Source organism: Deinococcus grandis (assembly GCF_001485435.1).
GTDB lineage: Bacteria > Deinococcota > Deinococci > Deinococcales > Deinococcaceae > Deinococcus > Deinococcus grandis.
Map to the genome: position 1 here is coordinate 2,145,751 of NZ_BCMS01000001.1, position 20,077 is coordinate 2,165,827.

A 20,077-nucleotide genomic window follows, 5' to 3' on the forward strand; every position below is an offset into this window, starting at 1 on the left:
GTCACCGCCCGCACCACATTTCAGGCGCGGTGATCGGAGGGAAGACATGAACATCCTGAACCGTGCCGCCTGTCAGGCCGCGCTGCTCTTCACTGCCCTGCTGGGCATGCCGGCAGGAGGGGCCCAGAGCATCAGCGAACCCGGGGGGCAGATCATGGCGGCGCTGATGAGCGGCGAGGGGCGCCTGTCCGTGCCGGGCAGCCACGCCGACGCCTGCGCCGTCCTGGAGCGGGCCGGGTGGATCCTGAGCCTCGCCGGGGAGGACAAGCGGGGCCGGGCGGTGCGCGTGTACCGCGAGGTGGACGGCCGCCACTCGGCGCTCGTGTGGGACCTGAATCCGGTGCAGGTGAGGGTCACGGACGGCACGCTGGCCCTGCCGGGCGGGTGGCTGCTGACCGAGTAGGTAACCGTCGGTGCCCCGGAACTTCTCAGCCGGGGCGCGCGTAGCGTGGGGCATGAACCTGAACCTGCCGTTCCTGAAAAGTGATGACGCGCTGCCCGGCGGCGTGACCCGCCCGACGTGGGTGGTGCTGGACCTGAGTGGCCCCTACCCGGAGCGTCAGCCGACGAATCCGGTGGCGGGGCTGCTCAGCCGCACCGAGTCGCTGGAGGCGCTGGCAGCGCGCGTCGAGAAGCTGCGGGGCGCGGCGTGGTTGCACGGCGTGCTGGTACGGTTCGGGGAGTTCACGGCCTCTCCGGCGACGGCGCACGCGATCCGGGGGCTGCTGGCCGACCTGCAGCGGGAGAAGCGGGTGGTGGCGTACCTGCCGCAGCTGAACATGCTGTCCCTGATCGCGGCGAGCGGCGCGGGCGAACTGGTGTCGCCGGAGTCCGCCGAGGTGAACGTCAGCGGCTTCGGGATCGAGAGTACGTTCCTGGGCGAGTTCCTGAAGAAGCGCGGCATCGAGTTCGAGAACCTGCGCATCCGCGAGTACAAGGCGGCCCTGACGCGCTTTTCCGAGGAGCGGATGGACGACCACAACCGCGAGCAGCTGCAGGCGTACCTGTCGGGCCTGGAGGGCGCGTGGGTGCGGGACCTCGCGGCGGCGCGCGGCGTTTCCGAGGACGTGGCGGCCGGGTGGCTCGCGGCGGACCTGACGAGCGCGCAGGCGGCGCTGGAGGCGGGCCTGATCACGAAGGTCGCGTACGAGGACGAACTGATCGGCCCGGCCAGCCGTCCCTTCGCGGCGGTCGCCGACCTGCTGCTGCCCGCGCGGCCCGGCAAGGCGGCGAAGGCGGGGCGGGTGGCGGTCGTGCCGCTGGTCGGGGCGATCATCACCGGCAAGAGCCGCACCAATCCCGTGCCGCTGCCGCTGCTGGGCGGCCCGATGGCCGGGTCGGACACGGTCGTGGCGGCGCTGCGCCGCGCTAAACAGGACAAGACCACGAAGGCGATCGTGCTGTACGTGAACAGCGGGGGCGGCAGCGCCCTGGCCAGCGACCTGATCTGGCGCGAGGTGGCCACCAGTGAGAAGCCGGTCGTGGTCGTCATGGGCGAGTACGCCGCGTCCGGCGGGTACTACGTCGCCACGCACGCGAAGGCGATCGTGGCCTCGCCGTACACGCTGACCGGCTCCATCGGCGTGGTGAGCGGCAAGCCGGTCCTGACGGAATTCAACCGCCGTCACGGCCTGAACCCCGAACGGGTGGGCCGCGACCGCGCCCTGATGTACTCGGCGGCCCGCCCCTACAGCGACGACGAGCGCGAGCACGTCGAGAAGGGCATCCTGGAGGTGTACGACCGCTTCACGACCCGCGTCGCCGAGGGCCGCAAGCTTAGCAAGGAGCGCGTGAACGAACTGGGCCGCGGCCGCATCTGGAGCGGACAGGACGCGCTGGACCGCGGGCTGGTGGACGAACTGGGCGACCTCCGCACCGGCCTGGCGCGCGCGCGGGAACTCGCGGGACTCCCCGGTGACGCGCCCGCGTGGAACGTCACGCCGAAGAACCACGGTCCCCTCCCGGAATTCGCGCAGGAGGCCGCGCAGGCCGCCCGCGTCACCGTCTGGCCGTTCGGCGGGGAACGCGTGCTGACGTGGTTCGATCAGGACGTGCGCGTGCGCTGACGCGGGCAGTAGGGAGTGGGAAGTGGTGACCGGGTCGGGGGTTTCGCCCGTCCACTCACCACTTCCTACTCCCCGTTTACGCCTGCGTGGTCGCCTCGTACGCGTCGATCTGGCGGCGGATGACGTTCAGGCTGCCTTCCCAGAAGTCCGGGGCGTGCAGGTCGATGCCGAAGCGCGCGGCGAGGTCCAGCGGGGTGGCCTGCCCGGTGGCGGCCAGCAGGGCGTCGTAGCGGGCCTGGAAGTCGGTTTCCTGCCCCTGGGCCCGGGCCTGTTCGTACTGGGCGTAGAGGCCCAGGCCGAACAGCAGCCCGAAGGTGTAGGGGTAGTTGTAGAAGCTGCGGCCGTAGTAGTGCGGCTTGACGGCCCACATGTAGGGGTGGGGGGTGTTCAGGGCGTCGCCGTACGTGTCGCGTTGCGCCTGGATCATCAGGGTGTTCAGGTCGCAGGGGTTCAGGTCGCCGCCCGCGCGGCGTTCGAAGACGGCCTTCTCGAACAGGAAGCGGCTGTGGATGTCCACGACGACCTGCGCGTGGCCCATCAGCTGCGTTTCGAGGACGTACAGGCGCTCCGGGCCCTGCGCGCTCTGCAGCGCGGCGTTCTGGATGATGGTCTCGCAGAAGATGCTGGCGGTCTCCGCGAGGGTCATGGGCGTCTCCTGCTGGAGGGGGTTCAGGCCGCCGAGCTGCACGTTGTGGTACGCGTGCCCCAGTTCGTGCGCGAGGGTGCTGACCGAGTCGAGGCTGGGGTCGTGGTTCATCAGGATGCGGCTGTCGGCGCCCTGCCATTTCATGCAGAACGCGCCGCTGCGTTTGCCGTCGCGGGGTCCGGCGTCGATCCAGCGCTCCCGGAACGCGCGGGCCGCGAAGTCGCCCAGGGCGGGGCTGTACGCGCGGAACTGGCGTTCCACGAACGCCTCTCCGGCGGCGTAGTCCCAGTGGGTGTCGCTCTGGCCCACCGGGGCGAACAGGTCCCACCAGTCGAGTTGCGTCTTGCCGAGGTGGCGGGCCTTGGCGCGGAAGTAGCGGCGGAAGTCGGGCAGGGCGCGGATCACGGCGGCCTGCATGGCGTCCAGCGTCTCGCGGTCGATGCCGTTGCTCAGGAGGCTGGGCGCGACGACGTCCGTGAAGCCGCGCCGCGCGGCGAGGGTCCCCGCCTCGCCCTTGACGCCGTTCATGCAGGCGGCGAACACGGTCTCCTGGGTCTTCCAGGCAGCCACTTCGGCGTGGTAGGCGTCCTCGCGCACCTGCGCGTCGGGGTCGCTGGCCAGGGCGCGCAGGGCGGTCACGGGGAGGACTTGGCCGCGGTACTCGCCGGTCAGGGTGCTGGAGACGTTGCCGTGCAGTTTGCCCCAGCCGCCGCCGCTGGCGGGGTGCAGCCGCGCGGCGAGGTCCTCCTCGGGCGGGGTCATCTGGTAGCGGGCAAGCTGCGCGGCGCGGCGCAGTCGGTGCTCGTGCGCGCGGGCGACCTCGCTGCTTGCCAACAGGTGGGTCAGGGCCGCGTCGTCCAGGCCGCCCAGCCACGCGGTCAGGCGCGACCCCAGCGGGCCCAGCGGGAGGCTCAGGGTGGTCAGGGCGGCCATGCGGGCCTGGGCGGTCTCGTCGCGGCTGTCAGTGGTGACGAAGGCGTACACGAAGGCGCGCACGCGGCCCGCGCGGGTCAGGACCGCGTTCAGGTCGCCCATCACCGCGTCCACCGCACCCGGGGTGACGGGCGATCCGGCGCGCACAGCGTGGGCGTCGAACAGGGCCTCCAGGGCCTGCACGTCCTCGCCCAGGGTGCTCAGGTCGCGCTCCAGCTGCGGGTCGTTCAGGCTGGCGTACAGGTCGTCGGTGCGCCAGCGGGGCATCTCGGTTGTGGTCACGTTCCGGAGTGTACGGCGCCCCCCTGGCGCGGCGGTAAGCCAATTGGCGCACCGGGAGCGGGCGTGCCATGCTGGTGGGGTCTTCAGTTCGTGATCTGTACAGCGTCGCCGGTGGCGACTGGAACAGCGGGGCATTATACGGATTCCGTTTGTTTCGTTAACAGATCGGAAAATCACCGATCTGCCAACTCCACGCCCGGAACCCGTTGTTCTCCTCCTCGCTCCGCTCGGGTTGAAAGGTTTTGCAAACCTTTCAACCGGAGTCCTTATTAGTTGATAAAACAAGTCCACTTTTTCCGGAGGTTCCCATGCGTACCCGACTCACCCTGACCGCCACCCTGGCCCTCGCCGCGCTCGGCAGCGTCCACGCCGCCACCACCCTGACCGTGTTCATGGGCAGCCAGCAGCGCCCCGAGATCTTCCAGCCCATCTTCGACCGCTTCGAGAAGCAGAACCCCAACGTGCGGATCAAGATCGAGACCGGCGGCGCCACCAGCGAAGCGCAGAACCAGTACCTGACCACCGTGCTGGCCGCCAAGGACAACACCCTCGACCTCTTCCTGATCGACGTGGTCCGCACCGCCACCTTCGCCGCCGCCGGGTGGGCCGAACCTCTCGACGCGTACCTGCCCAGCAAGGACACGTACCTGAAAGCCTTCCTGCCCGGCCCGGTCGCCGCCGCCAGCGTGGGCGGCAAGCTGTACGCCATGCCCGCCTTCACCGACGCGCAGTTCCTGTACTACCGCAAGGACCTCCTCGAGAAGTACAAGGCCAAGGTCCCCAGGACCTGGGACGAACTCGCCGCGACCGCCGCGCGCATCCAGAAAGCCGAGGGCGGCACCCTGCAGGGCTTCAACTTCCAGGGCGCGCCCATCGAAGGGACCGTGTGCAACTTCCTGGAGATGACCTGGACCGGCGGCGGCAGCGTGGGCGACGTCACGGGCCCCGCCGCGAAGCAGGGCCTGGGTTTCCTGGTGAACGCCGTGAAGACCAAGCTGGCTCCCGCCGCCAGCGCCGAGATGAAGACCGACGACTCCCGCCAGCAGTTCCAGGCCGGGAACGTCCTGTTCGGCCTGAACTGGAGTTACGCCTGGGCGCACTTCCAGGGCAACAGCCCCCAGCCCACCAGGGTCAAGGGCGACGTGGGCGTCGCCGCGCTGCCCGCCTTCGGGAAGAACGCCAGCGCCACCTGCACCGGCGGCTGGGAATGGGGCCTGAACGCCTACAGCCGCAACAAGGCAGCGGCCGTGAAACTCCTGCAGTTCATGTCCAGCAACGACGTGCAGCGCGAGATGGCCGTCAAGGGCGCCTACCTGCCCGTCCGCAAGAGCCTGTACAACGACAAGGCCGTACTGGCCGCCAACCCGCACTTCAAGTCCCTGTACCCCATCGTCACGAAGGCCCGCCCGCGCCCCGTCACGCCCGCCTACCCGCGCGTCAGCGAGATCATCCGCAACAACGTCTCGGCCGCCGTCGCGGGCAGCAAGAGCGTGGACGCCGCCCTGAACGACATGAAGCGTGACCTGGAACCCCTGCTGAAGTGATTCGGATTCCGTCTGTTTCATTGACAGATCGGCACTACACCGACCTGTCAACTCCACGCCCGGAATCCTCACCGCTCCTGCTCGCGTCCGCTCGGATTGAACGGTTGTTACAGACCGTTCAATCGGAGTCCGTATGACCCCACCCCTGAATCCCACTCCCTCCCGCCGGGTTCGCCGTGAACCCGGCGAGGGCCTGCTGGCCTTCTTCCTGCTGCTCCCGGCGGCCGCGCTGCTGCTGGGCGTGCTGCTGTTCCCCATGCTGACCACCTTCCGCGACAGCCTGTACCTGAACAAGCTGACCGAACCGTGGCTGACGGGCTTCGTGGGGCTGGGGCAGTACGCGCAGATGCTCGGCGACGCCCGCTTCGGCGCGGCGCTGCGCAACACGCTGTTCTTCGGCGTGCTGACGGTCGGCGGGTCGTTCCTGGTGGGCGTGCCCATGGCGCTGGCCGCGCACCTGCCCGGCCGCGCGCGGGACGTGGTCCGCGTGGCCCTGCTGCTGCCGTGGGCGATGCCGCCCGTCATCACGGGCCTGATCTTCGCGTGGCTGTTCAACGCGCAGTACGGCGTGTTCAACGACCTGCTCGTGCGCGCGGGCGTCATTCAGGAGCCGCTGCGCTGGCTCAGCACGCCCGGCCTGAGCGTCCTGGCGATGGTCCTCACCATCGTCTGGAAGACGAGTTCCTTCGTCGCGCTGATCGTCCTGGGCGGCCTGCAGGGCATCCCGAAGGAGATGATCGAGGCGGCGCAGGTGGACGGCGCGACCCCCACCCAGACGTTCTTCCGGGTGATCCTGCCGCTGCTGGCCCCCAGCCTCGCCGTGGCGTTCATCTTCCGCACCATCAGCGCCGTGCAGGTGTTCGACATCCCCTACACGTTCATCCAGCAGGCGCCCGCACAGGGGCTTCTGGAGACGCTCGGCGTGTACATCTACCGCACGGGCATCGAATTCCTGGACTTCGGGTACGCCGCCGCGCTCAGCGTCGCGCTGTTCGCCCTGAGTCTCGCCGTGACCGCCGTGTACGTCCGCTTCGTGCGGGACGGAGGGAACTCGTGAGCGGCGACACACCCCCCCGGCGCCTCACGCCCGCGCAGCGCGCCGGACGCTCCGCTGCGCTGGCCGCGCTGATCGTCGGCGGGTTCTTCCCGTTCATCTGGATGGTCCTGACCAGCCTGAAATCCGAGGGGGAACTCCAGAAGTTCCCGGTGCAGTACCTCCCGTCGAAACTGGACTTCAGCAACTACGCCCGCGTGTTCAGCGAGCAGCCGTTCGCGCAGTTCTTCCTGAACTCCATGACCGTCAGCCTGCTGAGCACCGTGCTGTGCATCGCCGCCGCCGTGCCCGCCGCGTACGCCCTGGCCCGGTTGAACCTGCGCGGACGCGGGCTGCTCATGACCGCCGTCGTGACGTTCAGCATGCTCCCGGTCGTCAGCCTGCTCGTGCCCATGTTCCGCCTGATGCGCGGCGCGAACCTGCTGAACACCTACCCCGCGCTGATCCTCCCCTACGCCGCCCTGAGCCTCCCCATCGGCATCCTGACGCTCGTGGCGTTCTTCAGCGCCATTCCCCGCGACCTCGAAGCGGCCGCCATGGTGGACGGCACCACCCGCGTCGGTGCCCTCACCCGCGTCGTCCTGCCCCTCTCGACGCCCGGCGTCGTCACCGCCGCGCTGCTGGTGTTCGTGAACTCCTGGAACGAATTCCTGCTCGCCCTGAGCTTCAACACCAAACTCTCCATGCGCACCGTGTCCGTCGGCGTGACCCTCTACCAGGGCGAATTCGCGTTCCCCTGGCCGCTGATCGCCGCCGCCGTCGTCGTCGCCACCGTGCCCCTCGTGCTGCTGATCGCCATCTTCCAGCGCCGCTTCGTCGCGGGCCTCACCGCCGGCGGCGTCAAAGCGTAGACGGGTGATGGTTCATGGTCGATGGACCCACCCCACTCCCCACTGCCCACAACCCACTGCCCTCCCCTTCAGGTGACCTATGACCAATCCTTCCCAGTCCGAATTTCTGTGGTTTCTTCAGCTGTCGCGTGACGGCGAGTTCATCGGCACGAAGGAGAAACCGCCGCGGAAGCCGACCCTGGCGTACCTGCAGTCGTTGATCAGCACGGCGGGCGAGGCGGGGTTCGAGGGGCTGCTGACCGCCACGAACTATCACAGTGAGCACGAGAACTACACGGCGGCGGTGGCGGCCCTGGCGCGCAGCGCGCCGACCGATCCGGCGCTGCTGATCGCGGTGCGGCCCGGGATGTTCCACCCGGCGATGTACGCGAAGATGCTCGCGACGCTGCAGAACCTCTTCCCGGGGCGGGTGCGGGTGAACATCGTGACCGGCAGCAGTCCCGCCGAGAATGCCATGTACGGCGACCGGGAGGATCACGGCAGGCGCTACGAGCGCACGCGGGAGTTCATGCAGATCCTGCGGCAGCTGTGGACGGCGCCGCCGCCGCAGTCGTTCCGCAGTGACCTGTACGCCTTCGAGAATGCCGTGCTGGACCCGGCGCCCGTGCAGCCGATTCCGCTGTACTTCGGGGGGGCGTCGCCGGTGGCGCAGGGGATCGCGGCGGATCTGGCGGACGTGTACCTGATGTGGGGTGAGCGCGAGGACATGCTTCAGGAGCGCCTGAGCCAGATGCGGGCGCTGGAGGCGCAGACGGGCCGCCCGCTGCGCTACGGGCTGCGCACACACGTGATCGTCCGCGAGACGGAAGCCGAGGCCCGCGAGGCCGCCGAGCGGCTGATCAGCCGCGTGGACCCGGACGTGCGGGCGGCGTTCGTGGCGAGTCACGCACACGTGGACGGCGTGGGCCAGAAACGCCAGATCGACATGATCAAGGGCCTGGACGCGGACCTGATGGTCGAACCCGGCCTGTGGGCGGGCGTGGGCATGGCCCGCAGCGGCGTGGGCGTCGCCATCGTCGGCGATCCGCAGCAGGTGGCCGCGAAGATCCGCCGCTACGAGGACATGGGCTTCAGCTCGTTCATCTTCAGCGGCTACCCGCACCTGGAGGAAGCGCGCCGTTTCGGGGAGCTGGTCATGCCGCTCCTGAAGGGTGGCGCGCGCGAGGAACGCGCGATTCACACGGACAAGGTCGCGCCGGTCGCCTGACCTGCCCTGCTCCTCCCCCCTTGTGGGGGAGGTCGGGTGGGGGGTGGCGGGCCGCGCCCGCTGGGTTCAGCTGGCGCGCAGGATGATGTGTTCGAGGCGTTCGGCGACGTTCACGAGATGATCGCCGAGGCGTTCGAGGTTGCGGGCCATGCGGCCGGCGGTGAGGGCGACGTCGGTGTCCTCGGGCCGTTCGAGCAGGCGGGTGAGGCTGGCGCGCTGCATCTGTTCGTACAGCGCGTCCACCTGTTCGAAGTCGAGGCGCATGACGTCCCGGGCGGCGGGCAGGTCGCGTTCCGCGAAGGCGTACGAGAGCCGTTCGAGCATCTGCGTCAGGAGCCGCACGAGGGGCAGGGCGTCCTGGAGGGTGGCGCTGCGGGTGCGGGGCGCGATGGTCTCCAGGTCGCGGGCGACGTTGAAGGCGTAGTCGCCCACGCGTTCGAGGTTCGTCAGACTGCGGAAGACCATCAGGTGGAATGCGAGGTCGTCCTCGGTCAGCGGGGTGCTGAAGGCCTGGAGGCACAGGTCTTCCAGTTCGCGTTCCAGGGCGTCGGTCTCGGCTTCGAGGCGTTCGGCGCGGGCGGTGAGCCCGGCGAATTCGGCGCGTTCGTTCGCGTCCCGGACAGCGTCGAGCTGCTCGAGGGTGATGCTGAGCATCCGCAGGAAGCGCGCGGTGATGGTGGCCACCGGGCCGGTCGCGGGTGCGCTGGTCGGGTGGGGGGTGGGGAGTGCGCCGCCGTCCATGCCGCCCAGTATCCTGCCGCGTTGTGATGAGGTGGTCAAGGCGGGCGTGACGGGGCGTTCACCGATGCGGACCTCCCCTGATGGCGGGGGTGGAGGGGCGGGTGCTCAGCGGTGGGCGCGGACGGGTCCCAGGGGCGTGAACCCGGCGTGGGTCAGCGCGGCGCGCAGGTCGTCCGGGGTGGCGGCGTGGTGGGGGCGGGCCTGGATGGTCAGGTCGCCCAGGCTGGCGACGGGCCAGCTCTGCACCGTCCAGCCGTCGAGCTGCGGGGCGCGTCCACTGGGAGCGATGACTTCCAGGCTGTACAGGGGCAGGCTGTACAGGGGCGCGGTGGGGTCAGCCTGCCGGGCGAGGGGCTGGAGGTCGGGCGTGAGGGGGAAGCGGGCCGTGGGGCGCAGGGTGGCAGTCATGGGGGGGACCTCGTCGGGGGCGCGGCCGGGGTGGCCGGTGATGCCTCCAGCGTGCGCCTGTGCAGGGGGACTTGACCATCGGGGGGGACACTGCCGCTGCGCCCTTGCATCGGTTTTCCCGATGCCTGCCGGGGTGGGCGCGGCCTACACTGGGGGTATGACCTCCGCGCGCCCCACCTCAGTCGGTCTGCCGTCCCTGGCGCAGCTGCGCGCCCTGCTGGCGGTGGCGGACGCCGGGGGCTTCAGCGAGGCGGCGGCGGAACTGGGCGTGTCGCAGTCCACCCTCAGCGAGGCGATCAGCAAACTGGAGGCGCTGGCGGGGCGGCCCCTGCTGCGCCGGGGACGCACCGGCACGGTCCCCACCCCGGCGGGCGAGCGGATGCTGGTCCACGCGCGCGCGGCGGTGCAGGCGGCAGGCGACGCGCTGCTGGCCGCGCAGGAGGACACGCAGCTGCGCGGCGTGCTGCGGGTGGCGTCGTTCCGCTCGACCGCCACGCACCTGCTGCCGCCCGCGCTGGCGGCGTTCCGGGCGCAGCATCCGGGCGTGACGGTGCGCCTGCTGGACGGTGAGACGGGGAGCGGCGGTCAGGAACTCGTGCGGCGCGGTCAGGCGGACGCCGCCATCGTGATCGAGGAGAACTGGGGCGACCTGCGCCTGACCCCGCTCGTCATGGACGAGTACCTGTTCGTGGCGCCCGCGCGGCGCGGCTCGCACCCGGTCACGCCGGACGACCTGGGGGGACCACTGCTGCTGGCCCCGGGGCCGAATTCCTGCAACCTGCGCGTGATGGGATACCTGCGCCGCTGCGGCGTGCAGCCGGAACGCGTGACCGAGATCGGCGAGGACAGCGTGATCCTGGGCATGGTCGCGCACGGGCTGGGCGTCAGCGTGATGCCCCGCCTGGCGCTGGAGCCGCTGCCCGAGGGGCTGGTGGCCCTGCCCCTGCCCGAGCGGCTGATGCGGCCGCTGGCGCTGGCGACCCTGCCGCACCGCGCGAACCTGCCGGTGATCCGGGCGTTCACGGAGACTCTACTGGGCGCGCTGCTCGCGGCGCTGCACCGGCCCCACGCGCCCGCGCCGGACCCGGCGGCCGCGTTGCCGGGCGGGGCTTCTCTGCTACATTGAACGTATGACGACCCTGTGTTGCCTCCGCTAGCGGCCCACGCGCAGCCCAGCGTCCGTGACCGCGCCCCTGATCTGTGTGGCGCGGTCTTTTTATTGCCTACTGAACGAGGAGACATCATGACCCAGCGTCCCGAACCCCGCCTGCCCGATCCGAACATCGTCCTGTACGACACCCTGACCCGCCAGAAGGTGACCTTCGAACCGACCACGCCGGGCCGGGTGGGCATGTACCTGTGCGGACCGACCGTGTACAGCGACGCGCACCTGGGCCACGCGAAGAAGGAGGTGGCGTTCGACGTGATCCGCCGCGCGTTCACGCACTTCGGGTACAAGGTGCGGTACGTGGCGAACATCACGGACGTGGGCCACCTCCAGAACGACTCCGACGACGGCGAGGACAAGATGCTCGCCCGCGCCCGCCTGGAGCAGCTGGAACCCATGGAGGTCGCGGACAAGTACATGTGGTCGTTCGTGAAGGACATGGAGGCCCTGAACGTCCTCAAGCCCAGCATCAACCCCCGCGCGACCGGGCACATCGGCGAGCAGATCGCGCTGATCGAGGAACTGATCGAGCGGGGCCACGCCTACGAGTCGGCGGGCAGCGTGTACTTCGACGTGCGCTCCTGGCCCGAGTACGGCAAGCTGTCGGGCCGCAAACTGGACGATCAGGAGGAAGGCGTGCGCGAGGCCGTGCGCGAGGAGAAACGCGATCCGCGCGACTTCGCGCTGTGGAAGAACGCCGAGCCCGGCCACATCATGCGCTGGGAGTCTCCCTGGGGCGTGGGCTTTCCGGGCTGGCACATCGAGTGCTCGGCGATGAGCCTGAAGTACCTGGGGGAGGGCTTCGACATTCACGGCGGCGGCCTGGACCTGCAGTTCCCGCACCACGAGGCCGAGATCGCGCAGGCCGAGGCGGCCGGGCACGCGTTCGCGCGCTACTGGATGCACAACAACATGCTGACCATCGGCGGCGAGAAGATGAGCAAGAGCAAGGGCAACTTCCTGACCATCCAGGACGTCCTGGCGCAGCATGACGCGATGGTGGTGCGCTTCCTGCTGGTGGGCAGTCACTACCGCTCGATCACCGAGTTCAGCGACGCCGCCTTCGAGTCCGCCCGCAGCGGCTACCGCCGCCTGACCGAGGCGCTGCACGAGGTCGAACGCCGCCTCCCGAACGCGCCCGCCGGGCAGAACGCCGCGCTGGACGCGAAGATCGCCGCGCACGTCCAGGCGTTCGAGGACGCCCTGCGCGACGACTTCAACACGCCCAAGGCCGTCGCGGCGCTGTTCGGCCTGACCACCGACCTGAACGCCGCCCTGAACACCGGCGAGGTGCCGCGCGGCACGCTGGAAGCCGCCCGCGCCGCCTACCGTGACCTGGGCGGCGAGGTGCTGGGCCTCTTCGCGGGCGGCAGCGGTCCCGCCCAGAGCGACGACTCGCAGGTCGTCAGCGCCCTGATGGACCTGGTCCTGAAGGCCCGGCAGAACTACCGCCTGAACAAGCAGTACGCCGAGGCCGACGAACTGCGTGACACCCTCACGAAGGTGGGCGTCACCGTCGAGGACACCAAGGAGGGCGTGCGCTGGAAACGTTAACCGCACGGTCATTCCTGAAGGGACCGCTCAGCGCATGAGCCGGCTATGACAGAACCCCCCCATCCGGGCTGACCCGACTGTCAGGAATCTGCAAGCCTGCTCCCGTACCATGAAAGGCGAGCGGTGACCAACACCACCCTCATCCTTCCCTCCGACGGGCACGCCACCTCCCCCCCTGGGCGTGCCCTTCTTCATGCCGCTCCCGGAAGGTAAACCCGCACCCAGCCTGCCCTCACCCGCCCGCAGGGGCGAGCGGTACACTCCGGATCATGCTGCCCCCGCTCGTCAAACAGGTGCTCGACAACTTCAACTTCGACGTCGACCCCGACCTCAGCCGCGAGGAGAACACCGAGGACGTCATCAAGAGCGCCGCCCTGCTCGCCGGAGCGATCAGCGTCGAACCGATCCCCTTCGCGGACATCCTGCTCATCACGCCCGTCCAGGCCAAGATGGTCCTCCACATCGGCAAGATCTACGGGCACGACATCACCCCCGAACGCGCCCTGGAAATCGCCCGGGAACTCGGCGTGACCGTCGCGTACGGCATCGCCGCGCGGCAGGTCATGCGCGGCCTCGCCAAACTGGCCCTGCCGGTCATCGGCGGTCTGATCACCGCGCCCGCCGTGTACGGCTGGACCTTCGCACTGGGCCGCCTCGCGCAGAACTACTTCGAACGCCGCCTCCAGGGCCTCCCCGACAGCCGACAGGCGCAGGTGCAGGTCGTGCAGGAAGCCAAACGCGACGCCAAGAAGGCCCTGCCCACCGCGCAGGACTTCAGCGACCTCGCCAGCGAACTCAGAAAACGCGCCGAGCAGAAGAAATAAGGCGCACCCGACCTGACCGGCCAGCACAAACCGTTCTGGGCGTGGGCAGCGCACTGCTGTCCGGGTTTATGAGCGACATAGGCGCAACCCATCTACCTGTCCTGAAGGCAGTATGGACGCTGTTGCGGCGATGCACAGCCGTGCATGGCACCCCGCCAGTCAATCTGTCGTGATAGCTGTGAGAGACGCCCGCCTCCCCACTCTCCCTTACTTCCCCCGTTGCGGCGCTCGAATCGACACCCTGATATCCGCGCCGTCCGGTAGACTCCCGGGCGGTTATGAAGAAAACACTCATCTGCAGTTCACTCGCGCTGACAGCCCTTCTCAGCGCCTGCGGTGGTGGCGGGGGCGAAACTCCCCAGCCCGGCAATCAGCCCCCGACGGACAACCAGCCCCCCGCCAACACCGTCATTCAGGCGACCGCCATCACCGGCACGGTCAGTGGCCTCCCGACCGGCACGCACCGCGCCCTTCTCGTGAACGACGGCGACGGGCTCGACGTGGCGAACGAGGGCACAGTCACCGGCGGGCAGCTCACGATGAACCTCAGCCGGGTGCCCAGTGACGCGCTGTTCCCGATCACGGGCGGCTGCCCCTTCAGTGGTCAGGCGTCCGCCTACCCGAACATCGCCGTGTACAACGCAGTGTACGTAGCCAGCAAGTCCATCGACGGACTGGCCCTCGTGCAGGAACAGGTCGTGACCGGCGGGACCCTCAAGGGCACCCTGGTCGCCCGCCTGTACAGCGACCGCGCCGCCACCATCAACGGCACCCTGGACTGCCAGGGCAGCCCCGTGTATCTGAAATTCACGCTGAATCAGGGCTGGAACGCTCTGGAATGGCTGGAATCCGGCCAGAGCCTCACGCTGAGCAACCTCGGCACCGGGGCGACGTCGACCCTCAAAACCAGTCCCTTCCCCAAAGGCGTCGCCGTGTCCACCAGATCGGCCGCCCTGGAATTCTCCAGCAACGACACCGCCAGCACCGAAGCGAGGCTGTATCAGGAGGGCGGATACACCGGTACGGTTTCCCTGAGCACCGACCTGCCCGGCCTCACCATCGAACCAGGCTCCGTCGAGCTGTCCGCCGCCACTCTGAGCAGCGCCGCCGTGAAGCAGCAGGGACTCGTCCGCGCCCTGGGGCTTAGCCAGCAGCGCGTCGACACTACCCTGACCTTCCGGTACAGCGGCACCGACAACTACAGCGGTCCGGTGAGGATCCTCGTGAAGGACGCCGGCGGCAAGATCGTCGGTGGCGGCCAGATTGGCGTGAACATCACGCGGCCCGGCGTGAGCCTGGGCAGCTCGTACAGCACCTTTGAAGTCACCTCCGGTGGTACCGGCACCCTGTCGCTGTACAGCAACGCGGTCGGCGGCTTCAGCGGGCCCGTCACTTACAGCCTGGAAAACCTGCCAGCCGGTCTCACGGCGCCCCCGGTCACCCGCGACATGACGTCCGGCTACGACTCCGTCACGCTCCCGGTCAGCGCCGCCAGCAGCGCTCAGCCCGGCACCTACACGGTCACGGTCCGCGCGAAGACCAACGTGGGCAGCAGCACCCTGAAACTCAAGCTGACCGTCAAGGCGCCCACCGTGACCCTGGTCGATTCCTACGGCAGCGTCACCCTGTACCAGGGCGGTACGGGCAATCTGCAGGTGAAGCTGATCACGCCCGACACCTTCAACGGATCCACGACTGTCACCGTCAAGGACCTCCCTGCCGGCGTGAGTGCCACGCCCAGAACCGTCAACGTGCAGCCCGGGGCCACCACCACCGTCAACATTCCCCTGACCGCCAGCGCCGACGCCGCGCCCGGCACCTACACGGTCAATGTCAGCAGTCCCGACCTGAACAGCACCGCCAGCACCCAGCGCCAGGTGCAGGTCAGCCCCGCCAGGGCAGCGCTGCCCGGCGCGGTCAGCCTGTCCGCCGCCGCACCCGAGGGCATATGGATCAGCGCGGGCAGCACGTACGACACGGCGACGCAGGGCATGGTCACGCGTGTTCAGCGCATCAGTCCCAACGGCGCCGTCCTAGCCGACGTGACCCTTACAGGTTCGTTCAGCCGACTCGTCTCGGCTGGGAACGACGTGATCGCACTGGGCGGCTCCCCCGTCACGGCCGTCAGGATCACCCAGGACGGCAAGCAGACGGTGCTCGCTGCACTGCCCAGCAACACCAGCACCGAGGGCGCCGCCAACGCCCTGGACGCCCAGGGTCGCCTGTGGCTGTCCAGCATCACCTGGGGTGTCGGCGCCGCCCAGACGCAGGTCTTCGCGTGGGACCCGGTCACGGGCGCCGTATCGTTCAGGCAGCCTGAAGCGACGTCCAGCTCGGCCTCCACGCTGCGCCTGAGTCCGGATGGCCGCAGTGTGCTGGTCTTTCCCTACTCCAGTTACGGCACGCCCCTGAAGAAGATCGACACGGCGACGGGGCAGAGCTCCACGCTGGACGCCGTGACGAACGCGACTGCCAGCAGCGTAGCCTTCGCCAGCGACGGCACGCTGTGGATCGGATCGTACGGGTCGCTGTCCCGCCTGAACGCGGACGGGTCCGTCACCACCTTCCAGAACGGTCCCTCCGTGGGGACGCTGTACGGCTTCGACCAGAAGGTGCCGGGCATCCTGTGGGCCTCGACCGGCGGCGCCGTCCTGCGGATCGACGTCAGCACCATGCAGACCCGGATCATCCCAGTGTCTTCGAGTGTGACCGGGTACGTGGCGGCGCAGGGTGGCCTGCTGCTGGTCAGTTCCGAGTACAACTCCAGCGGGTCAACGCAGTACTACATCAGCCTGCTGAAGTAACACGGGAACACAGAAGGCGCGCCGCTGATCAGCGGCGCGCCTTCTCGCATCTCGCATGCCGCTTACTGCAGGTCGAAGTCCATGACGGGCAGTTTCTGTGCGGCGCCGGGCTCGTCGGGGGTGTCCTGCCGGGCGGTGGCTTCGGCCGGTGCGGCACTGGGTGCGGCGGTCGCGGGCGCGGCCCGCAGGACGTTCGGGATGACGACCGGTCCGCTGCGGTCCATGGGCTGGTGGGGCTGGCCGGGGCGGGTCCACTGTGCGGTGGCGGCGGGTCCGCCGAGGCGGGGGGTGGGGGGTGGGGTGGCGGCGGCGCGGGCGGCGCGGAGGATGCCGTCGACCTCCTGGGTGCTCAGCAGGCCCTTGGTTTCCAGGACGCTGAGGATGCCGAGGACGGTCTTGCGGAGGAATTCGGCTTCCACGGCGGGGTCTTTGGGGGCAGGGGGGGTCTTGCGGGGGCCGGTCATGCCCTGCAGGGTAGCGCGCGGCTGCTCCCCACGCGGTGACATCGGGCGTTCTGCGCTGCGGGCCGGGAGGGGGCGCAGCTTACCGCACGGGTGGTATTCTGTTTTCTGTCTGAAAGCGTGGTGTGAATGGTCACCCACACGGCGTAACGTTCGCCCTACTGTGTTGGCGAGACGGGGCTGAGACGTCGAGGAGGTTTGGATGTACCGAGGAAGAGAGGGGCAGTGGGCGTTCCTGCTTCACCGCCTGTCGGGGCTGGCAATTCTGTTTTACCTGATGCTGCACGTGTTCAGCATCGGGTCGTTCATGTTCGGTGAGCGCTTCTACATGGCGATTCACGAGACGTACGACCTCGTTCCGTTCCGGATCGGGCTGCTGTTCGTGACGGCGGGCGTGGTGTACCACGCGTTCAACGGCCTGCGGATCATCATGATGGACTTCACGGGCTTCGGCGTGGCGTACCAGCGGCAGATGTGGTACGGCGTGCTGGCGATCAGCGTGCTGGCCTTCGTGGGTGCGGCGTGGGTGGTCGTGCCGCGCATCCTGGGGGGGTACTGATGATCCGCGCCCGGACCTTCACGGACGCGCGTCAGCAGGCGCACAGCAACGCGGAGCTGAACTGGTGGATCTTCATGCGGATCAGCGGCCTGATCCTGGTGTTCCTGATCCTGGGGCACATCTACATGACGTTCATCCAGGTCAGTGAATCCGACGCGACCTTCGACGCGGTCGTGAACAAGCTGGCGAACCCCGCGTGGAAGTTCTACGACTGGCTGATCCTGGCCCTGTCGCTGCTGCACGGCGCGAACGGCGCGCGGTACTCCATCGAGGATTACGTCCGCAGCCGCCCGAACCGCGCGTGGGTGAAGGGCGTGTTCTACACCGTGATCGCGCTGCTGTTCACGTTCGGTACGGTGGGCCTGTTCTCCATCTGAGTTCTTGTTCTGGGTTGCCGCCATGCGGCGCAGCCCGTAAAGGAAGTTGACTATGCATCATCGTTATGACGTTCTGGTGGTGGGTGCGGGCGGCGCGGGCCTGATGGCGGCGCTGTACGCCGCGAAAGGCGACGTGAGCGTGGCCTGCATCAGCAAGCTGTACCCCACGCGGTCGCACACCGGCGCGGCGCAGGGCGGGATCGGCGCGGCGCTCGGGAACGTGCAGGAAGACCACTGGGAATGGCACATGTTCGACACCGTCAAGGGCGGCGACTACCTGACCGACCAGGACGCCGCCGAGGTGTTCGCCAAGGACATCATCGACGCCGTGTACGAACTGGAACACATGGGTCTGCCCTTCTCGCGCACGCCGGAAGGCAAGATCGCGCAGCGTAAGTTCGGCGGGCACACCCGTGACTTCGGGAAGGCCGCCGTGGAGCGCAGCTGCTACGCGAAGGACCGCACGGGTCACATGATCCTGCAGACCCTGTACCAACAGAACGTGAAGGCGGGGACGACGTTCTTCAACGAGTTCCACGTCACGGACCTGCTGATCGAGGACGGGCGTTGCCAGGGTCTGGTCGCGTACGAACTCTCGACCGGCGAGCTTCACACCTTCCACGCGAAGGCCGTGATCCTCGCGGCAGGTGGCTACGGGCGCGTGTTCAAGATCACCAGTAACGCGCTGACCCTGACGGGCGACCTGATGAGCATCTACTACCGCAAGGGCCTGCCGCTGGAGGACATGGAGTTCTACCAGTTCCACCCGACCGGTCTGGCGAAGCTGGGCATCCTGGTCACGGAAGGCATCCGCGGCGAGGGCGGCATCCTGCGCAACGACAGCGGCGAGCGGTTCATGGAACGCTACGCGCCGACCATCAAGGACCTCGCGCCGCGTGACATCGTGTCGCGCAGCATCATCACCGAGATCCGCGAGGGCCGCGGCGTGGGCCGCGACAAGGACGCCGTGAACATCGACCTGACGCACCTCCCGCGTGAAGTGATCGAAGGGAAACTCGCGGAGATCACCGACCTGGCCCGCACGTACCTGGGCATGGACCCCGTCAAGGACCTCGTGCCGATCCAGCCGACCGCGCACTACGCGATGGGCGGCATCCCCACGAACCTCGACGGCCTGTGCCTGAGCGACGGGTCCGGCGGCACGGTGGAAGGGCTGTACGCGGCCGGTGAGCAGGCCTGCGTGTCCCTGCACGGCGCGAACCGCCTGGGCACGAACAGCCTGGGTGACCTCGTGGTGTTCGGCCGCCGCGCCGGGATCGCCGCCGCGAAGTACGCCCGTCAGGTCGAGTACCCCGACATGCCCGAAGCCGGGGACGCCCAGCGCGAGAGCGTGGACCTGTTCGAGCGCCTGCGTAACGGCAGCGGCAAGGAAAACGCCGCCGCGATCCGCAAGGAACTGCAGGAATCCATGATGAACAACGTGGGCATCTTCCGCAACGGGAAGGACATGGCCGCGCAGGTGGACATCATCAAGGAACTCAAGGCCCGCTACCAGGGCGTGACGGTCTCCGACCCGAGCCGCCGTTACAACAGCGAACTGGTCGAGGCGATGGAACTGGGCTTCATGCTCGACTGCGCCGAGGCCATGACCGCCAGTGCCCTGAACCGCACCGAGTCGCGCGGCGCGCACGACCGCGAGGACTACACCGAGCGCAACGACGCGGACTGGCTGAAGCACACCATGGCGTACAAGAACCTGAACAAGGCCGACGACGTCATCATCGGGTACAAGCCCGTGGCGCTGAAAGGCTTCACGCGCGCCTTCGAACCCAAACCCCGCGTGTACTGACGCGGCGGAAGGAATCTCCATGACCCAGACCCATGCACAAGCCAGCAGCGCGCCCGTCAGCGCGAGCGTGCCCATGCTGCAACTGAAAGTCAAAGTCCTGCGCTTCGACCCCGAAAAGGACAAGAAGGCGTACTGGACGACGTACGACGTGGAAGCCCAGGCGGGCGACCGCGTGCTGGACGTCATCAACCACATCAAGTGGTACCTCGAACCCAGCCTGACGTTCCGCCGCTCGTGCATGCACGGCATCTGCGGCAGCGACGCCATGCTCATCAACGGCCGCAACCGCCTCGCCTGCAAGACCCTGGTGCGCGACGTCGCCAAGAGCGGCGGGACCATCACCGTGGAACCCATCCGCGGCCTGAAGGTCGAGAAGGACCTGCTGGTGGACATGGAGCCGTTCTTCGACTCGTACAAGGCGATCATGCCTTACTTCATCAACGAGTCCCCGGCCCCCGCCGCCGAGCGCATCCAGTCCGAGGAAGAAGCCGAGCGCATGGCGCACTCCAGCAACTGCATCCTGTGCGCGTGCTGCACCACCTCCTGCCCGATCTTCTGGGTGAACGGCTCGTACCTGGGCCCCGCCGCGATCGTGCAGGCCCACCGCTTCATCTTCGACACGCGCGACGAAGCCACGCAGCAGCGCCTGGGCATCATGAACCAGAACACCGGCGTGTGGCGCTGCCGCACCGCGTACAACTGCACCGAAGCCTGCCCGCGCGACATCCCCATCACGCAGCTGATCGAGGAAGTCAAACGCGCCGTCATGTACGGCCAGGCGTAAGACC

Annotated in this window: 18 protein-coding genes; 14 read left to right on the forward strand and 4 right to left on the reverse strand. The window is 68.6% G+C overall.

All coding sequences use genetic code 11. The annotated features are described in order from the left end of the window. Positions 1-46: 46 nt before the first annotated feature. Together DEIGR_RS10515 and DEIGR_RS10520 are read left to right on the forward strand one after the other, a co-directional pair. Positions 47-403 carry a hypothetical protein gene (locus DEIGR_RS10515; RefSeq protein ID WP_058977064.1) on the forward strand — a complete coding sequence of 119 codons (357 nt, stop codon included), beginning with the start codon at positions 47-49 and terminating at the stop codon, positions 401-403. A gap of 52 nt (positions 404-455) precedes the next feature. Continuing rightward, positions 456-2,066, forward strand: a complete 1,611-nt coding sequence (locus DEIGR_RS10520) for a S49 family peptidase (RefSeq protein WP_058977066.1) — start codon at positions 456-458, stop codon at positions 2,064-2,066. Positions 2,067-2,142: 76 nt separating this feature from the next. Here DEIGR_RS10520 and DEIGR_RS10525 read toward each other — a convergent pair whose 3' ends face one another. Beyond that, positions 2,143-3,912, reverse strand: a complete 1,770-nt coding sequence (locus DEIGR_RS10525; protein WP_058978661.1) for a M3 family oligoendopeptidase — start codon at positions 3,910-3,912, stop codon at positions 2,143-2,145. A 323-nt stretch (positions 3,913-4,235) separates the two neighbouring features. On the opposite strand from DEIGR_RS10525, the gene DEIGR_RS10530 reads away from it, so the two are divergent. The 4 genes from DEIGR_RS10530 (at position 4,236) to DEIGR_RS10545 (ending at position 8,583) form a co-directional block, all read left to right on the forward strand. After that, entirely contained in the window at positions 4,236-5,471 is a 1,236-nt protein-coding gene (locus DEIGR_RS10530; RefSeq protein ID WP_058977067.1) for an ABC transporter substrate-binding protein, read from the forward strand. Positions 5,472-5,604: 133 nt separating this feature from the next. Further along, positions 5,605-6,528, forward strand: a complete 924-nt coding sequence (locus tag DEIGR_RS10535; RefSeq protein ID WP_083524010.1) for a carbohydrate ABC transporter permease — start codon at positions 5,605-5,607, stop codon at positions 6,526-6,528. Further along, positions 6,525-7,376, forward strand: a complete 852-nt coding sequence (locus tag DEIGR_RS10540) for a carbohydrate ABC transporter permease (RefSeq protein ID WP_058977069.1) — start codon at positions 6,525-6,527, stop codon at positions 7,374-7,376. Before DEIGR_RS10535 ends, DEIGR_RS10540 begins: the two co-directional genes overlap by 4 nt. A gap of 79 nt (positions 7,377-7,455) precedes the next feature. Continuing rightward, on the forward strand, positions 7,456-8,583 hold the full coding sequence (locus tag DEIGR_RS10545; RefSeq protein ID WP_058977070.1) for an LLM class flavin-dependent oxidoreductase: 1,128 nt from the start codon (positions 7,456-7,458) through the stop codon (positions 8,581-8,583). 66 nt (positions 8,584-8,649) lie between these two features. Here the strand turns inward: DEIGR_RS10545 and DEIGR_RS10550 are convergent, their stop codons facing one another. Together DEIGR_RS10550 and DEIGR_RS20360 are read right to left on the reverse strand one after the other, a co-directional pair. Continuing rightward, entirely contained in the window at positions 8,650-9,237 is a 588-nt protein-coding gene (locus DEIGR_RS10550; RefSeq protein WP_058978663.1) for a phosphate signaling complex PhoU family protein, read from the reverse strand. Between the two features lie 192 nt (positions 9,238-9,429). Then, the gene (locus DEIGR_RS20360; RefSeq protein WP_058977072.1) at positions 9,430-9,732 is read right to left on the reverse strand and encodes a hypothetical protein; all 303 of its coding nucleotides are present in this window, start codon (positions 9,730-9,732) and stop codon (positions 9,430-9,432) included. A 157-nt stretch (positions 9,733-9,889) separates the two neighbouring features. Between DEIGR_RS20360 and DEIGR_RS10560 the strand changes: the two genes are divergently transcribed. The 4 genes from DEIGR_RS10560 to DEIGR_RS10575 all read left to right on the forward strand — a co-directional run bounded on the left by DEIGR_RS10560 (position 9,890) and on the right by DEIGR_RS10575 (position 16,082). Then, positions 9,890-10,858, forward strand: coding sequence for a LysR family transcriptional regulator (locus tag DEIGR_RS10560; protein WP_058977074.1), 969 nt, complete (start codon positions 9,890-9,892; stop codon positions 10,856-10,858). Between the two features lie 117 nt (positions 10,859-10,975). Further along, the gene (cysS, locus tag DEIGR_RS10565; protein WP_058977076.1) at positions 10,976-12,454 is read left to right on the forward strand and encodes a cysteine--tRNA ligase; all 1,479 of its coding nucleotides are present in this window, start codon (positions 10,976-10,978) and stop codon (positions 12,452-12,454) included. Between the two features lie 269 nt (positions 12,455-12,723). After that, positions 12,724-13,278: a YcjF family protein gene (locus DEIGR_RS10570; RefSeq protein ID WP_058977078.1), complete on the forward strand. Its 555-nt coding sequence runs from the start codon at positions 12,724-12,726 to the stop codon at positions 13,276-13,278. 278 nt (positions 13,279-13,556) lie between these two features. Then, on the forward strand, positions 13,557-16,082 hold the full coding sequence (locus DEIGR_RS10575) for a COG1361 family protein (RefSeq protein WP_058977079.1): 2,526 nt from the start codon (positions 13,557-13,559) through the stop codon (positions 16,080-16,082). Between the two features lie 62 nt (positions 16,083-16,144). On the opposite strand, the gene DEIGR_RS21490 is transcribed toward DEIGR_RS10575, so the two are convergent. Beyond that, on the reverse strand, positions 16,145-16,546 hold the full coding sequence (locus tag DEIGR_RS21490) for a hypothetical protein (RefSeq protein WP_058977081.1): 402 nt from the start codon (positions 16,544-16,546) through the stop codon (positions 16,145-16,147). Positions 16,547-16,745: 199 nt separating this feature from the next. Between DEIGR_RS21490 and sdhC the strand changes: the two genes are divergently transcribed. The 4 genes from sdhC to DEIGR_RS10600 are packed head-to-tail and all read left to right on the forward strand — an operon-like array spanning position 16,746 to position 20,073. Next, complete coding sequence (gene sdhC / locus DEIGR_RS10585; RefSeq protein WP_058977082.1) at positions 16,746-17,102, forward strand: succinate dehydrogenase, cytochrome b556 subunit; 357 nt, start codon at positions 16,746-16,748, stop codon at positions 17,100-17,102. Next, a complete protein-coding gene (locus tag DEIGR_RS10590; RefSeq protein WP_058977084.1) occupies positions 17,102-17,479 on the forward strand; it encodes a succinate dehydrogenase hydrophobic membrane anchor subunit in 378 nt (125 codons plus the stop codon). Before sdhC ends, DEIGR_RS10590 begins: the two co-directional genes overlap by 1 nt. 52 nt (positions 17,480-17,531) lie before the next feature. Beyond that, complete coding sequence (gene sdhA / locus DEIGR_RS10595; protein ID WP_058977086.1) at positions 17,532-19,289, forward strand: succinate dehydrogenase flavoprotein subunit; 1,758 nt, start codon at positions 17,532-17,534, stop codon at positions 19,287-19,289. A gap of 19 nt (positions 19,290-19,308) precedes the next feature. Beyond that, complete coding sequence (locus tag DEIGR_RS10600) at positions 19,309-20,073, forward strand: succinate dehydrogenase iron-sulfur subunit (protein WP_046844580.1); 765 nt, start codon at positions 19,309-19,311, stop codon at positions 20,071-20,073. Positions 20,074-20,077 lie beyond the last annotated feature (4 nt).